The following is a 16262-nucleotide window of genomic DNA, read 5'->3' as shown; positions in this document are numbered from 1 at the left end:
TTAAAGATTAACACTTAAACCAAGGATAAAGCTTCTGGCCTGTGGGTAACGACCAACATCCAAACCATTGTTATCCATCCCGATTTCGGGGTCGAAACCTGAATAATTGGTAATGGTAAACAGGTTGTTGGCGGTTGCATATACCCTGATGGCACCTGTTCTAAGTTTACTGGTCAATTGTTTTGGCAGGCTATAACCCAGGGTTACGTTGCGGATGCGTAGGTACGAACCATCTTCGATGTAAAAATCAGATGCGTTAAAGTTACCGTTGCTGTCGCTGGTTGAGATAATCGGCACTTTACCTCCAGGGTTTTCTGGCGACCAGGCATCTAAAATACCTACCAGTTTGTTGTACGATGGTCCACTTGCGCTGTAGGTAGTTCTTTTTACCGCATTGAAAAGCTTGTTGCCTTGTACGCCTTGTGCAAAAATGTTAAAATCGAAGTTTTTATAGCTGGCGTTAAAGCTCAATCCGTAAGAAAAATCGGGATAGGCACTACCTGCAAAATAACGGTCTTTACTATCAATTGAACCATTGCCGTCTAAATCGGCAAATTTAAAATCGCCGGCTTTCGCATTCGGCTGGATTTTTTGTCCGCTCGCATTTTTATAGTTATCGGCTTCGGCCTGCGACTGGAAAATCCCTTCAGTTTTTAACACATAATAGCTATACAAAGGTTGACCAACATTGATCGAAAGTGGTGCAAGCTCGTTACGGAAATTGGTACCTACTGCAATGTTCTGCAATCCATCACCAAGGTTGATTACCTTGTTGTTTATTTTAGTGAGTGTTGCATTAACCGAATAGGTAAAAGCTGCATTTTTATCGCTGTTATAAGTTAAGCCTAATTCTATCCCCTTATCTCTAACTTTACCTGCATTGATGGTTTGCGTACCTAAACCCGCTGTACCTGGAAGTGTACGGGTTAAAATCATCTTATCAATATCTTTAATAAAATAATCCGCTACTAAACTCAATCTGTTCAATACGGTAACATCAAGTCCGAAGTTAGTTTGTTTACTCTCTGCCCATGTCAAACCGGTATTGGCTAATATGGTCGATACATAACCCGTTTGTAGCGTTGGGGTTTGTCCGAAATAACTTTGAGTTGCCGCCAGCAAAGGATTAACAGCCGTTTGAGGAAGACTACCCAGGTTACCCAGTATACCGTAACTGCCCCTTACTTTCAATTCGTTTAACCAACTGGCATCTTTAAGAAAATCTTCTTTGGTGATTAACCATCCTGCCGATGCAGAAACATAATTACGGGTTCTGTTATCTTTTGCCAGTAACGATACACCATCACGACGACCAATTAACGACAACAGGTACTTTTCACCATAATTATAGTTTGCCCTTAAAAACAACGATGATACCGCGTTGGCATTATAATAACTTGATGAAGGCTGGATTACGGTTGCATTGGCCAGGTAACGGTACTGCGGCGATTCATCATCAAAACCAGCACCTGACGTACTCAATCCGCTGTTTTTTGTCTTTTGGAAAGTATAGCCACCAGTAACATCTAAACTGTGCTTACCGAAAATTTCTTTATAGCTCAATACCTGCTCAGTAAGAAAGTCGCTTGATTGATCGCTGCTTTGTTGCAGGCTATTGCTCAATACTGGCTTACCTACTTCGGGTCTTTTCGGAGTGAAACTCTTATAGGTGGCATCTCTTTTGGTAATGCTCAGATTTGACCGGAAAGTTAAACCTTTGGCCAATTTTAAGGTTACATAAGGATTTACCACCAATACGTTAACGGGATTGTTAACATCAATACGCTGTAATTCGGCAACAGGGTTAATAATATCGCCATAATCGCCTGCATACTGACCGCCAGGTAAACCTGCAAAACTACCATTGGCAGTGTAAGGTGTACCATTTGTGGGGTAATAAATGGCTGATAAAAGTGCACCGGTATAATCGCTGCTGGTGTTGGCGCCATTGCCATTGGTACTGCTATATGATAGGTTCTCGCCCACTTTTAACCAAGGTGCCAACTCGTGCTCAGAATTGATTCTAAAATTGTAACGCTGGGTTTTGGTGTTCAATACAATTCCTTCCGCATTACGGTAATTGAAGCTCAGGTAAAAATTCGATTTTTCATTTCCACCGTTTATGGCTGCATTATAATCCTGCAATAATCCATCTCTAAATACCTCATCCATCCAGTTGGTACGGGTAACCTGTCCGTCAGGGTATTTGCTGGCATCAAAAGCTGGTAAAATGGTTGTTCCACCATTCTTAGCTGCAGTTGCGGCTACTTGTGCGCGTTGCTCGGCATTTAACGGTTCTAACTTTCTCCAGGCACTTTGCTGCCCTAATTTGGCATCAAAACTAACCTGCATTTTACCGCTCTTTCCTTTTTTAGTAGTTATCAGTACTACACCACCCGATGCACGCGCGCCATAAATTGCGGCTGCCGCATCCTTTAATACTGAAATCGACTCAATATCATTCGGGTTAAGCTGTGGAGTACCTAAAAAGATCGATCCATCAATTACATACAATACACTTTCTCCGTTAAGTCCACCCGATCCACGGATATTGATCCGCGGCGTAGAAGTTGGGTCGCCACCTTCATTGGTCACAATTACGCCGGGCGATTTACCTGCAAGCACATCGCCTACGCTGTTTACCGAACGTGATGATAACTTATCTAACGAAACAATGCTAATGGCGCCGGTTAAAGTCTCTTTCTTTTGCGTACCGTAACCTACCACTACTACCTCTCCCAGGTTCGATCTTTCTTCAATTAGCGTAACATTAATTATCGGGTTTTCGCCCACGGTTACTTCTTTGGTTCTGTAGCCAATCATGGAGAAAGACAAAACCGTTTGCGCACTGGCCTCAATCCTGAAAGCACCATTGGCATCGGTAATGGTACCGCTTTGCGTGCCCACTACTTTTACCGAAACCCCCGGAAGCGTAACGCCGCTCGAATCTTTTACCACACCGGTTACAATGCGATCGGGTTTGTTGAAAGTAGCATTGTTCAGAATTACATAATCGCCTTTTTCTACAACGCTAAGTCCTAATTTATCTAAAAGTGAGCGAACAGGCTCCATTTTAAAGTCGCCGCTTACAAAAGTGTTTCTTTCCTGAAGCAAATCGGGATTGTAAACGAAACTTAAACCCGATGCGGCCTCTATTTCTTTTACAATTTCGTTAAGCCTGCGGCCTTTACTAATTTTAATGGTTACACTACTTTTTTCTAAGCGTTGGGCCATGCCAGCTGATGCCAGTAGTGAACTGCAGAATATGCAGATAATTGAAAATGTTAAGCATGAATATTTCATGATCCGATAAAGGTGTGATGTCCTCTTGGCTGAGGTTGTTTTCATTTGTTTGATTGATTGTATTGTTTATAATGTGCTTTAAATTATTTCTGGCCTGAACGCAATCGCAAACCAGTCTGTTGTTGGCTTTATGTATTCATTATGGATATATTTTAAATGTTTTATGGTTTTTAGCGGCGCTGAACCTCAGATGGTGCAGGCTGCATAGGATATCGAGAATTTCTTCAGGGCTTTGTTTGCTGGTAAAACTGGCGCGGCATTTAAGGCCGGTAATTGTTTTATTGGTTAAAACCACTTTAACGCCATATATGTAACCAATTTTTCGGGCTACCTGTGCCAGCGTTTCGCCATCGAAGCTGATTTTTACGTATTCTTCGTGTTTGCTTTGGTGGATGGCCGCATGTCCGTTCGCCTTATTGTATTCGAGTTGTTGCCCCTTTACCAGCGTTCCCAGTAATTGCTGTTGTTTACTGATAGCCACTTTACCAGTTGCCACAGTAATTTTCACCTTTGGATTATTCGCGTAAGCACTTACCCTGAACGAAGTACCCAACACCTTAACATCGAGCCCCGATTTAACCTGTACCGTAAATGGCCGGTTTTCTTCGTGGGCAACCGAGAAAAATGCTTCGCCTTCTACCAGTGCAATTTTACGGCTGTTGACAGCAAACTGTTTTGGATAAACCACGCGCGCCGAAGGCCCTAGAGTAATTTCAGATCCATCGCTCAATAAGATCGTTTTCTGCTCACCCGCTTTTGTGGTAATTACAACCTGTGGATTGTTGGGAGTAACGCTGTTTAGTTTCCAAATGGCGAAGCCAATAGATACCACTATGGCCAGCAATGCCGCTGTACGCCACCAGATCGATTGACTAAATATTTTACGGGTTTTAACTTTCCCGTTCATTGCTGCCCTGAGGTTAAGGAACATTTCTTCGCCAATAGCAGCTTTACGGCTGGCAGGTAAATCGAGTTCTTCCTTTTGCAAAAGGTTGTACCATTCTTCTACCTGTCTGGCCTCAGCTGGTTCAGCGTTTTCGTCTAAATATTTTTGCAGCAATTGTTTTGCCTGTTCTTCTGCCATTTGATTAGATGTCAATCCAAATGCAAAAGGGTACTAACCAAAGATGTTACGAGTAAGTTAAGTTTTGGTTAACTGTTTTAAAGATTAACTGATTAATTGTTTTAATCGGTTAATTGCTTTAAAGGTTAATTGTTCAAACTGGTTAATCGGTTAATTGAAGGTCTGGCAGTAAAAGATTGTTTTGGGACCGGGCAGTTAACCAGTTTATATAATTTAAACAGTTAACCTAATTAAGAGATCAGAAAGGCCAGAAACAGAATATACGAAAGGTTTTTTCTTAAGATTTTCATTGCAGCTGTAATCTGGTTTTTAACGGTTTGTACCGAAACATCCAGTTCGCTGGCAATTTCTTTAATTGTTTTATCTTCTTTTCGGCTCATGGCTATTACCAGTCGCATGCGATCTGGCAGCTGTGCCAATGCCTGCTCCACTTCCCTGTTGGCATCTTGCATCATCAGTTCAGAATCGGCAGCAGCGGTATGTTTCCCCTCCATTAAAAAGGCAAATTCGGTCTGATGTCCATCGCGCATGGCCACTGAGCGAAAATGGTTAATTACCCTGTATTTTACGGCGCCATGCAAGTATGCGCCCAGTTCGCCCTGAATTTCGATGGTTTTACGGTTTTGCCAAAGGGTGATAAAAATCTCCTGAACAATATCCTGAGCTATGGCTTCATCGCCAATTCTTTTAAATGTCGCATCGAAAACCGATTCCCAATGGGCATGGTAAATCTGCTCCATGGCCCGGTGATCATCTTCTTTCAGCGATAAAAACAGTGTATTACTCAAGGGTGCAGGATTTACCCAGCAAAACTAGCGCACCTATATTCACTTAATATTAACAAATCTTAAACACTGAGGTTTTAGCTATTTAAAAGATCGTCACCCTGAATTTATTTCAGGGCCTTACAATAGATGTTGAAATAAATCTTAGCTCACGCTCGTTTCCAAACGAGCGTTGGATAACAAAGCGTTTTTAACGCAAAATGTGCTATCCTGCACTTCCGTGGCAAAACCATAAACAAATAGCCACGGAGACTCAGAAAGCACGGAAAAACAGACTTTGTGTACTTAATGCCTCTACTTCACTTACCGTCTTGCTGAATTTATTTCAGCATCTCTTTGATGTATTTCAGCATCTCTTTGACGATTCTCTTTTCCGTGCATCCGTGGCAAAACCATAGACAAATAGCCAAAAACACTAAGGGCTATAAACAACAAAGTCAGGCTTTAGAGGCCTGACTTTGTTAAAATTTAAGATTTGGCCTTGGCCATATCAATCATCATGCTCAGCTCATCAACAGCGGCTTCGTTACTCCCATCAAAACCGGTTAATTTAAACCTTACATTTCCGGCTGCATCAATTACAAATTTAGCTGGGATACCGTTTACCTTGTAACTGCTTACCACTTTATTTACCTTGGTTTCCGCATCTTTAACATCCATCAATACTTCGAACGAGTATTTCATACCTTTAATGTAATCACCAGCATCTTTAACCGGATCAGCTACTTTTTCCCAGGTATGGATAAAAAGGAATTTTACGTTTTCATCATCTTTGTATTTATTTACCGCCATTTGCATTGCCGGGAAAGAAGCTTTACACGGACCGCACCAGGTAGCCCAGAAATCGAGGATTACAATTTTACCTTTATAATCGGCTAAAGAAACTTGTTTACCATTTAAATCGGTCAGCGTGAAACCTGCAGCAGGTTCTTTTACCATATCTTTGGTTAATTGTTTGCTCAGGTTTTCTAAATAAGCCTTCCTGATGGCTGCAGCATACGCATCGAAACCACTTTCATTACCCTTTACTTTTACATAAAGCTTTTTAAAATCGGCAGCCATTTCTGGTGTGGCTTTACCTGCTTTAACTACTTCTTCCAGCTTATCGTATGCTTCCTGGTTTTTGTTCAATCCCATTAAAATTTGCGCATAGCGGTAGTTTAAGCTTGGGCTTAAGCTCGTCGATTTTTTATAGGCCATTTCCGAATATTTCAAAGCCTCAACATACTTTTTCCTTTCGAATAAAATATTGGCATAAGTACTGGTTAAGCCCGGATAACCCGAAGCCGAAAATTTAGCCCAGTTCTCATTTCCTTTTTTTCCATCTATGTAAGAAAATGCATTATCCATTCCTTTTTTGGCATAAATTTCGGCATTGGCCAAATCGCCATTTTTATAAAAAGCATTGGTGAGCCCTGAGTAGGCATTACCTTTCCAAAAATCAACTTCGAGCATGTTAGCATATTCGTTTGCTTTGGCTACATTTTTTTCAGCGGCAAACTTACTGGCTACATTAGCTCTAACATAATCGTAAGCCAGGCGGTCGTCTACCTGAGTATTTTCATACATTGCTGGCGGAAACTTTTTAATCCAGGCTTTGTAAGCCGTTTCAGCTTCTGCAGCAGTTTTGAGCAGATAAAAATCTTTCGAGGCCGCACTTCTGGCCTGCGTACCCAATGGGAAACGTGTAGCGATATCGCCATAAATCGCTTCTGATTTCTTGGTATCACCTATACGGTAGTAATAGTTTGCAGCTGTTAGCACTTCCTTTTCAGTTTTAGCACCCGATAAATCAGCTAATCTGGCTCTTAATACTTTTTTATCGGCCGAATCTTTAGATACGACAAGTTTGTTCAGATATTGAACCAGTGTATCGGCAGGTTTGCTGTTTTGCGCCTGTGCTGCATTGATAGCAACTACCGATAACAGTACCGAGCAGGCGGTTTTTAATAATTTCATATGGCTTTATATTTTATCTTTTATGAAAACATCAGGCTACCTGAAATTGAAATTCCAGGTAGCCTAAATTTAAATTAGTTAGTTATAACCCGGGTTTTGGGTCAATTTGTTGTTGAGTAAAATCTGATCTGCTGAAATTGGCAATAACTGCGCGGTTGTTTTCCAGGTCGGTTTTAATGCACCTAAAACAGCATCAGCAGTTCCGGTACGCTTTAAGTCGAACCAACGGTTTCCGTATTCGCCAAAAAGTTCCAGTTTCCGTTCTTTGGCAATGGCAGTTAAAAGGGTGCTTTGCGTTGCAGCAGTAGTATTGCCCAAACCTGCACGGGTGCGAATTACATTGATATCATCCTGCGCACCGCTGATATTCGATTGCTGTGCCCTGGCTTCTGCCCTGATCAGGTATTGTTCGCCCAAACGTAACAACACCGTGTACTCATTACCCAAAGTAGCCGCTGTGGCCGCTTGTACCTTATATTTGTTAATCCGGTAATATTTAACGGCATTAAAAGTGGTCGAATCAACCCAAGAGGTTTTACGGTTGTCGTTCAGCTCGAAATCTTTAGTAAAATTATTATACAACACATAAGCCGGTGGTGCTACGTTAGCAGCCGAACTCGTTGTACGGTAAGTACTAAATGCCGATGCACCAAACAAGGTTGATAACTGCAAAATGGTTTCGCTACTGGTATTGATAAAGGTATTCGACAAAGTAGCAATGTTGTAGGTACCCGAACCAATTACTTTGGTAGCTTCGGCCTCGGCATTTGCGTAATCTTTATTATACAGGTAAACTTTAGCAAGCAGTGCTGTTGCTGCCCATTTATTTACCCTAACCTTTAATGCTGTGCTACCTGCATAGGTGGTAGGCAACAGGTTTTGCGCATCTTTTAAATCGCTGAAAACCTGTGCATAAATCTCGGCAGCTGTAGCCCTTGGTTTAAAAGCATTATCCAGTTCGTTAACTTCTGAAGTAATGGGCACCCCACCGTAAAAGTTTACCAGGTTAAAGTACATTAAAGCCCTGAAAAATTTAGCTTCACCACTTAACTGGTTTTTCACTGGTGTAGTCATTCCGGTTGAGCGGCCGATACCATCCAAAATCAGGTTGCAATATCTGATGGTTTGATAAGAATAACCCCAAACATTACTTGTAGCCACATTATTAGTTGGTACCACCACATTTTGCGAAAACTGAATTAAATCAGCATTTGAAGTAGTATTCTGCAACTCATCGGCCAGTAAACCGCCCAACCAGGTCGTATTGCGTAAATTATCTAAAGTTGAAAAATATGAGTATAGTGATAAGGTGGCACTGGTTGCCGAATTATCAGTGGTAAAAGCATCTTCTTTAGCGATGAGGTTATTAGCCAAATCGGCTTCAACGAACTTTTTACATGATGACAATGCCATTAAAACCAAGCCTAATGCCATTATTTTTTTGAAAAACATATTGTTAATTTTCATGATTCCTTGATTAAAATGAACAGTTTAAACCGAATACAATAGTGCGCACCTGCGGGAAAGCAATGTACTGGCCTGTACCTAAACCAGGCCCTGTGCCAGGTAATGTAGTTTCAGGATCGTAAGTGTATTTCTGCTTGGCCCAGGTGTAAAGGTTTTGTCCCTGCACGTAAACACTCAGGTTAGACAATTTTAACTTGCTGGCCAAAGCTTTAGGAAACGTATAATTTAAGCTTACCGTTTTTAATTTTAAGTAAGAAGCATCGCCCCAGTTAATATCAGAAGAAGTTAGGTTTCCGTACGATGGATCGTTAACAGTAGTAGCCGCAGGGAAAAGTGCCACATCGCCTACAGCTCCCCAGCGATCTAACAAGGCGGTACTCATATTGGTATAGTTAAAACCAGCCGGATTCGAACTTAATGTCGAATTTAATACTCCATAGCGGTGGTTATACTGGAACATAAAATCGAGTGCAAAACCTTTATAGCTAAGGCTGTTGTTCATACCTGCAAAGTAAGGGTGACCATAATAGCCCACATACCTGTCGCCGGCAAAACTAATGCTGCCATCGCCGTTTAAATCCTGGTAAGTTGGCAAGCCTGTAGCTGGATTAACACCTGTGTATTTATAAAATTTTCTGATATCAGTTGGTTGTCCGATAATGTAAGAGCTGGCATAAAAGGTATTTTCCAGATTATCAAAAGCCAGTAATTTATTCCGGCTGATGGTTAAATTCAGGTTGGTATTCCACTTGAAATCACCCGCAATTACGTTAATCGTGTTCAGCTCAAATTCAAAACCTTTAGTTTGTACCGTAGCGTCTAAATTAGCGGTATAACCTGTTGAACCTGTTTGCGAAGGAATGGTAATGAAATTTAACAGGTTAGAAACGCGGTTGCGGTAATAATCTGCCTTTAACAAAATCCTGTCGTTTAAGAAACCCAATTCTACCGCGATGTCCAGTTTCTTGTTGGTTTCCCACTTTAAATCGGGGTTTTGAATATTACCGGGAACATAAGTACTTACGCCATCGTAAACATTGCTTGAACCAGTTGACGTATAAAGTGATAGGTATCCATAATTCGGAATCTGATCGTTACCTGTAATACCATAACTGGCCCTTAATTTACCAAAGCTTAAAAAACCAAGATCTTTCATAAAATCTTCCTGGGTAAAAATCCACGAAGCCCCTACTGCACCAAAGTTCCCGAATTTATTGTTACCACCAAAACGCGAAGAACCATCTCTTCTGTACGTACCATCTACAATGTATTTACCTTGCCAGTTGTAGTTTAAACGGCCAAATACTGCGGTGTAGCTATATATTGCATCTGCACTGTAAGAGGTAACTACCGACGAAGCACTGGCCAAAGAGTTGATCAGTTTTTCGTTGTTGAATCCTGTACCGGTTAAAAAGATTCCGGTTGCTTTAGTTTGCTGAAAAGTGGTACCAATTAAAGCTTCCAGATTACCTTCGCCAATTTTAGTGGTGTACACCGCTTGTGGCTCGATAATGTAATTGTTGTTGTCGTTATCGGTGTATCTTAAAGAGCTTACTTGAGCCGTTGCCGGGTTTTGCGAGCTGGCAGGATTAATTTGTTGCTGTTTTAAACGGGTTGAAGTATAACCCAAATTGGCTTTAACCACCAAACCATCAATGATGCGATACGACAGGTTTACGTTGCTAAACAAATTGGTGGTTTGTGCATTGGTTGTTTTAGGGTTGTACGAAAGCGGGCTGGTGTTGGTCCAGTTTACACTGCCATTGGCGTTGTACAAAGGATAGTTAGGTGCCAGGTTGTAAATGGTACTCAAATCGGTAGATGGCAAAAGATTTTTCATATAGGTATAGTTTACCGAACCATCTATATTAAAACGGCCATCGCTGCTTTTATGTCCAGCATTTAACCTGCTCGAAAAAGTAGTTGCGCCAAAATCGCCTTCAAAAACGGTGCTTTGCTTGCGGTAAGTTGAAGAAAACAAGAAAGAATTCTGTGCATTTCCGCCTGAAACTGATCCTGTTGCATTAGTAGTATGGCCTGTATGACCAATAAAATACTTTTGCCAGTCAGTATAGGCATTTTGATCCCAAACAGTTAAATCCAATGCATTGGCAGCTGTTGGGGTAACACCCGAGCGCGCAAAGGCAGCCCTGCGGGTTGCCAGATATTCCTGCGTATTCATCATCGGAATGTAGTTGGCCACATTGCTTACGCCCGAATTTACATTAAAGTTAAAGGCTGTTTTACCTTTACTACCTTTTTTAGTGGTAATCAATACCACGCCATTCGATCCGCGCGAACCATAAATAGCTGTTGCATCGGCATCTTTCAAGATATCGATCCGCTCAATATCTTCAGGTGCAATGATACTAAACGGACTCACACCACCGTTTGCAGCGCTTACTCCGTTTGCATTCAGGTTATCGGTGGCCGGTTGTGCCCCGTTAAATAAAGTAAAAGGAACCCCATCAATAATGTACAATGGAATATACCCTGCACCTGATACGCCACTGTAAGCACCACGAATGTTCATCCTCGCGCCTGCACCTGGCAAACCATTGTCTTGCGTAACCTGCACGCCTGCAATGCGCCCTTGCAAAGCCAACAGTGGGTTTTCTACAGTTTGTTTACCAATTTCCTCAGCGGTAATCGAACTTACAGCACCTGTATTATTGCGTTTGGTGGTGCTCCCATAGCCAATTATCTGCACCTGATCTAATGAAGAGGCAGCCGGACTCAATTTAATATCCAGTAAACTGGCTACGCCACTCTGCAATAAGCCCCGTGATATTTTCAGTTCTTTGGTTTCGTAACCGATGTAAGAAATAACCAGCACATCATTTTCTTCCAGGTCAAGCACAAATGATCCGGTTGATCCGCTTACGGCATATTTTTTACTGCCCTTAACAGTAATGGTTGCACCAACAAGCGGACTATTATTTTCATCTACAATTCTGCCATTAAAGCGCGAGGAAGTAAAAACCGAAGCAATTTTATCGATAAATGAGCGCTCCTGCTTCTTAATCAGTACGGTGTTCTGCTCAATGTTATAGGTTAACTGCTGGTCTTTTAACAGGTATTCAATTACGTCTTTAAGCGGTGTATTTTTAAAGTTTACGCTCACCTTCGCTGCGTCGTTCAGCGTACTGGTGGCATACAATACTCTATAGTTGGTTTGCTTTTCTATTTCTTTAAAAACCTGATCTACGGTTATGTTTTTAGCCGCATAGGTAAGTTTTTGCGAGAAACTACTGGCACTAACATGCATGAGTAAGGTCGTCATGATGATGATGGTGAGTTTCATAATAAACAGGATTTTTTTAGGAAGGCACGCCAGATGCCTTCCTTGATAAAAAGGATAAATATTCATACTTTCGTTTGTTTGGGTTAATGCGTAAATGGACCTCAGAATTCGTTTTTAAAGGATTAACTCAGATATAGCCATGGTTGTGCTTCCAACACTTCCATGGTTTTTCTTCTAAACCTATTGTGTTATTAACGCTGCTCCGGTAGTGGTTTCTTCATTTTTTTCTGGTTTTAGTTGATTTATTTTTATTAATAAACAGTGTGGTTAAGGCTGTTAATGGTATTACTTTACGGTTACCACCTTACCGTTTATATAAAATTTAATACTTCCTGTTTCTTCGAGCATTTTAAGCACTTCAGAAATGTTATCGAAACGCGATACCGACCCCGAAAAAGAAGGCATTTGCTCAGAACTGATATTCATTACAAACTGAACACCATACCACCTTGATAGTTTCTGTATGATGCTTGGTAAACGCTCGTTCTTAAACCGAAACTCACCGTTTTTCCAATCGATGGCCAATGCCGGATCTACCGCATTTACCTCAATCTTGTTGGCATATAACATTGACTGCTCGCCAGGGGCAATTATTTTTTCGTCACCTGCTCCCCTTACTTTTACCGAGCCTTCTAAAAGTGTTGTTTTAGTACCCAGGCTTGCATCGTAACTGTTAATATTGAAGTGCGTACCCAAAACTTCTACCTCTTGCTTACTGCTTTTAACAATAAAAGGGTGTTTTTTATCTTTGCTTACTTCAAAATAAGCTTCTCCATCAAGTTCTACCTGCCTGTTTTTCCCGTTAAAATGGCTTGGAAAACTGAATTTCGTTTCTGCATTCAGCCATACCAATGTACCGTCGGGCAGGTTTACCTGATATTGTCCGCCTGCCGGGGTTGTTATACTGTTGTTTTTACCTTCATCATTTGCACCGCCATTATTGATAACCGAAAAAACCAGCAGGCCGTTTGCAGCCTTTTTAACACTAAGGCCATTTGTAGTAGCCAGTTCGCCAGTTTTACTGTCGGTTAAATCTATCTTGCGGCCATCAGCAAGTGTTAAAACAGCTCGGTTACCACCAGGTGCTACATCATTGGCGTAGCGTTCCGAGCGGTCTTCACTCCTGTTCTTTACAGCAAACAAGCCACCTATTACACACAGGGCCAAAACTGCTGCCGAAGCGGCAACAATCCAAAGACGCCGGGTAATTGTTTTAGGCCTTAATCGCAAATTTTCACTAAGTTCTTGCTCCTTTAACCGTTCGGCATCAATCCGTGCTTTCAGCTTTTTACCAAAAGCTGCTTTTTGCGCGTCATTAGCAGACCAGTTATTTTCTAATAGTTGCTGCTCCACAAAAGAATCAACCAAATGGGTTTCTTTAGCCGAAGCAGTTCCATCTAAATAATGCTGTATTAATTGTTTTACCTGTTCGGTTTTCATAGGGTTTTGAAGCGCATTGAGCGTGCCTTACAAATGTATATTCCGAAAAAACCGTTTTGGTGGTAGATTTATTTTTAAAAAAATAAAAAAAGGCCTTTTATCACTTTAAAAGATGTAAAAATATAGCCATCATGGTGGCCGAAAGTTTCCCGTTTAACGAGTCCGCGATTATTTTAAGCGCATTGCTTACTTGTTTTTTAACAGTTCCTTCAGCAATATTGAGTTTTTCTGCTATTTCGCGGTACGACAGTTGCTCATCGCGACTTAGAAGATAAACCTCCCGCATTTTTTTTGGCAATTTGGCAATCCCCAAATCAATATTCTCCTGTAATTCTTTTAACGAAATACTTTCTTCAATATTCAGGCTGTTATCTACAGCTTGTTCGGTTATTTTATCTAAAAAATTATCGGTGTGGATATTTCTTTCGATATACCTTAAACATAAATTGCGAGTACTGCGGATGAGATAAGCGCCTAAAGTACTTTTAATCACCAAGGTAATCCTTCTGTTCCAGATCGATACAAAAATTTCCTGTACAATATCGGCTGCCTCCTCCTCAGATTTGGTTAGCCGCACGGCATATGATGCCATTTTTTCCCAGTAGCGGTTGTAAATTTCGGTAAATGCCTGTTCCTCTTCCTGGTTAATCAGCAAGATCAGTTCGTGATCTGGTACATGGCTTAGGGATGGCATAGTTTATAAAAACGAATATAGAAGAAAATATAAAATAATGGAGTGTAAATTGATGCAATAACGTAGTAAGAACGATTAATACCAACTTAACCTGTGCTGCTAAATGTACCGCAAACTATTTTTAATCTCATTTTAAGATGGTATCGTTATTTTTGCCCTATGCAAAAAATTGGCATAGCCGAAGATGATCCGAAAATTGCCGCACTGCTCCAATCTGCACTTGAAGAAAGCGGCTACGAAGTACTCACCGTAAATAACGGTAACGAGGCCCGTAACCTGTTTCTGCCGGGCGAATTCAATCTGCTTATCCTCGATATCATGATGCCGGGTTTAAATGGCCTCCAACTCTGCAAATACATTCGCGAACAAGGCGATGACACCCCAATTTTAATGCTTACCGCAATGGGCACTGTTGAAGACCGGGTAAACGGCCTCCATATCGGTGCAGACGATTATCTGGTTAAACCTTTTCACCTCAGAGAGCTTTTGGCAAGGGTTTCGGCATTGCTGCGAAGACAGCGTAGTAAAACTATAAAAGCAGCAGAACAACTGTGTTTTGAAGACCTTTGCCTAGACATGCGGAGCAAAAGCGTAACCCGAAATGGCCAGCCAATAACACTAAGTGCCAAAGAATTTACACTGCTGGAGCTCTTTTTAAAAAATCCCAACAGACTTTTATCGCGGCAGTACATCGCCGAAAAAGTTTGGGATGTTCATTTTGAAACGGGTACCAATGTAATTGATGTGTACATTAATTTTTTAAGGAACAAGATTGAAAAGGGCTTTGACCGGAAACTGATCCATACCAAAATTAACATGGGCTATATCCTTAAATAATGAAAATAAAAGACCGCATTGCACTTTACTTTACGCTAATCAGTACTGCGATGCTGCTGGCTGTGCTCTGCGTAATTTATTTCACATTTATGAGGTTTTTAAAGGCCGATTTTTTTGAGCGCCTTACCGACCGTACGATGGTTACGGCCAAACTTTACCTTGAGGCCGACGAGATTAGCCGCGATGCCGTAAGCAAAGTGCGCCACCAATACCTGCAGAAACTCAATAGCGAGGTGATCAGGATTTACGATGGAAAAGACAGGGCCACTTTTATTGGCGATTCAGCTCAATACTGGACCAAAGAAACCATTGAAAAAGTACGCAAACTTGGGCGTTTGCAATACACAGATGGCGAACGCCAGGTAGTAGGCATTTATTACCGTGATAACCAGGGCGATTTTGTGATCCTGGTTTCAGCCAACGATCAGGGCTCGCACAACAGGCTTGCCAAACTGCTCAAAATCATGATCGTTGTTTTCGTTTTTATTTCGGTTATTCTTTTATTGCTAAGCAGGTGGATTGCCGAAAAAATGCTGAAACCCTTAAACCGGTTTATGCAGGAGGTACAGCAAATCGGATCGGGAAACATGGAAGCCCGCGTAGCAGTAACCCACAATAAAGACGAAATTAACCTTATTGCACAGAGTTTTAATCACCTGATGGAAGAACTCGAACATGCTTTTATCCTGCAAAAAACCTTTGTAGCCAATGCCTCGCACGAGCTGAGAACCCCCATTACCCGGATGATGATGCGTGCCGAGCTGGCGCTGGTGAAAGAAAGGGCTACCACCGATTATCAGCAAGCTCTTGCCGAAACAGTAGAGGATGCCGAAAAAATGGATCATATCATTACCGGTTTGCTGGCTTTAGCCAAAATGGATCTCGAATTGATTAATTCGCAGCTTTCGCCCATTGATCTGGATACTTTGCTCGATAAAATCAGTCAAGACTGGAAAAACCAGAAACAACTTAATTTCATTGTACAGAAAAACATCAAACAAAAGGAAGCTTTGATTTTGGCTAATGCTGTTTTACTCCAAATTGCCCTTGACAATGTGATTGCCAATGCTTTTAAATTTTCGCAGGGTCAGGAAGTTAAAGCCCTGCTTAGCGATAAAGGTGGTTCATTCCAAATTTACATCAGTGATAAAGGTCCTGGTATTCCACTTGCACAACAAGTTGAAATATTTAAACCTTTTTACAGCAAGGCAAAAACTATGGGTTTTGAAGGCGAAGGCATGGGCCTTTACATGGCTCAGAAAATCATCGATCTTTTTAAAGGATCAATCGAAATCAGTCAACAAACAGGTACTGGATGCACCTTTATTATCACGCTGCCCCGAATTAATCCCGTTTTAATTTCGATTTAATTCCGCTTTAATCCAGCAA

At 41.3% G+C, this 16262-nt stretch carries 10 protein-coding genes; 2 read left to right on the top strand and 8 right to left on the bottom strand.

Going from position 1 to position 16262, the window contains the following annotated elements; all coding sequences use genetic code 11:
• The 8 genes from DBR40_RS11090 to DBR40_RS11055 all read right to left on the bottom strand — a co-directional run bounded on the left by DBR40_RS11090 (position 1) and on the right by DBR40_RS11055 (position 14036).
• Positions 1–3234 carry a SusC/RagA family TonB-linked outer membrane protein gene (locus DBR40_RS11090; protein ID WP_233603857.1) on the bottom strand — a complete coding sequence of 1078 codons (3234 nt, stop codon included), beginning with the start codon at positions 3232–3234 and terminating at the stop codon, positions 1–3.
• Between the two features lie 208 nt (positions 3235–3442).
• Positions 3443–4387 (bottom strand): FecR family protein, encoded by a 945-nt coding sequence (locus tag DBR40_RS11085; protein WP_124559814.1) that lies wholly within the window; start codon positions 4385–4387, stop codon positions 3443–3445.
• Positions 4388–4617: 230 nt separating this feature from the next.
• The gene (locus DBR40_RS11080; protein ID WP_124559813.1) at positions 4618–5175 is read right to left on the bottom strand and encodes an RNA polymerase sigma-70 factor; all 558 of its coding nucleotides are present in this window, start codon (positions 5173–5175) and stop codon (positions 4618–4620) included.
• Between the two features lie 465 nt (positions 5176–5640).
• On the bottom strand, positions 5641–7131 hold the full coding sequence (locus DBR40_RS11075) for a TlpA disulfide reductase family protein (protein ID WP_124559812.1): 1491 nt from the start codon (positions 7129–7131) through the stop codon (positions 5641–5643).
• 78 nt (positions 7132–7209) lie between these two features.
• Positions 7210–8598, bottom strand: a complete 1389-nt coding sequence (locus DBR40_RS11070; RefSeq protein WP_124559811.1) for a RagB/SusD family nutrient uptake outer membrane protein — start codon at positions 8596–8598, stop codon at positions 7210–7212.
• 10 nt (positions 8599–8608) lie between these two features.
• On the bottom strand, positions 8609–11902 hold the full coding sequence (locus tag DBR40_RS11065) for a SusC/RagA family TonB-linked outer membrane protein (RefSeq protein WP_158674027.1): 3294 nt from the start codon (positions 11900–11902) through the stop codon (positions 8609–8611).
• A gap of 285 nt (positions 11903–12187) precedes the next feature.
• Complete coding sequence (locus DBR40_RS11060) at positions 12188–13342, bottom strand: FecR family protein (protein ID WP_124559809.1); 1155 nt, start codon at positions 13340–13342, stop codon at positions 12188–12190.
• A gap of 100 nt (positions 13343–13442) precedes the next feature.
• The gene (locus DBR40_RS11055) at positions 13443–14036 is read right to left on the bottom strand and encodes an RNA polymerase sigma factor (RefSeq protein ID WP_124559808.1); all 594 of its coding nucleotides are present in this window, start codon (positions 14034–14036) and stop codon (positions 13443–13445) included.
• A 159-nt stretch (positions 14037–14195) separates the two neighbouring features.
• Here DBR40_RS11055 and DBR40_RS11050 point away from each other — a divergent pair, with 159 nt between their 5' ends.
• Together DBR40_RS11050 and DBR40_RS11045 are read left to right on the top strand one after the other, a co-directional pair.
• Positions 14196–14873: a response regulator transcription factor gene (locus tag DBR40_RS11050; RefSeq protein ID WP_124559807.1), complete on the top strand. Its 678-nt coding sequence runs from the start codon at positions 14196–14198 to the stop codon at positions 14871–14873.
• Entirely contained in the window at positions 14873–16243 is a 1371-nt protein-coding gene (locus DBR40_RS11045; RefSeq protein WP_124559806.1) for an ATP-binding protein, read from the top strand. The genes DBR40_RS11050 and DBR40_RS11045 overlap by 1 nt, the downstream gene beginning before the upstream one ends.
• The last annotated feature ends 19 nt before the right edge of the window (positions 16244–16262 follow it).

The organism is Pedobacter sp. KBW01 (assembly GCF_003852395.1).
GTDB lineage: Bacteria > Bacteroidota > Bacteroidia > Sphingobacteriales > Sphingobacteriaceae > Pedobacter.
The sequence above is the reverse complement of the archived record's forward strand: the minus strand, read 5'-3'. Positions and strand labels throughout refer to the sequence as shown.

Bases quoted from the DNA above. Each gene is read 5' to 3' on its own strand.
- DBR40_RS11065 (WP_158674027.1), bottom strand. From the start codon at position 11,902: ATGAAACTCACCATCATCATCATGACGACCTTACTCATGCATGTTAGT.
- DBR40_RS11085 (WP_124559814.1), bottom strand. From the start codon at position 4,387: ATGGCAGAAGAACAGGCAAAACAATTGCTGCAAAAATATTTAGACGAA.
- DBR40_RS11060 (WP_124559809.1), bottom strand. From the start codon at position 13,342: ATGAAAACCGAACAGGTAAAACAATTAATACAGCATTATTTAGATGGA.
- DBR40_RS11075 (WP_124559812.1), bottom strand. From the start codon at position 7,131: ATGAAATTATTAAAAACCGCCTGCTCGGTACTGTTATCGGTAGTTGCT.
- DBR40_RS11090 (WP_233603857.1), bottom strand. From the start codon at position 3,234: ATGGCCCAACGCTTAGAAAAAAGTAGTGTAACCATTAAAATTAGTAAA.
- DBR40_RS11050 (WP_124559807.1), top strand. From the start codon at position 14,196: ATGCAAAAAATTGGCATAGCCGAAGATGATCCGAAAATTGCCGCACTG.
- DBR40_RS11055 (WP_124559808.1), bottom strand. From the start codon at position 14,036: ATGCCATCCCTAAGCCATGTACCAGATCACGAACTGATCTTGCTGATT.
- DBR40_RS11045 (WP_124559806.1), top strand. From the start codon at position 14,873: ATGAAAATAAAAGACCGCATTGCACTTTACTTTACGCTAATCAGTACT.
- DBR40_RS11070 (WP_124559811.1), bottom strand. From the start codon at position 8,598: ATGAAAATTAACAATATGTTTTTCAAAAAAATAATGGCATTAGGCTTG.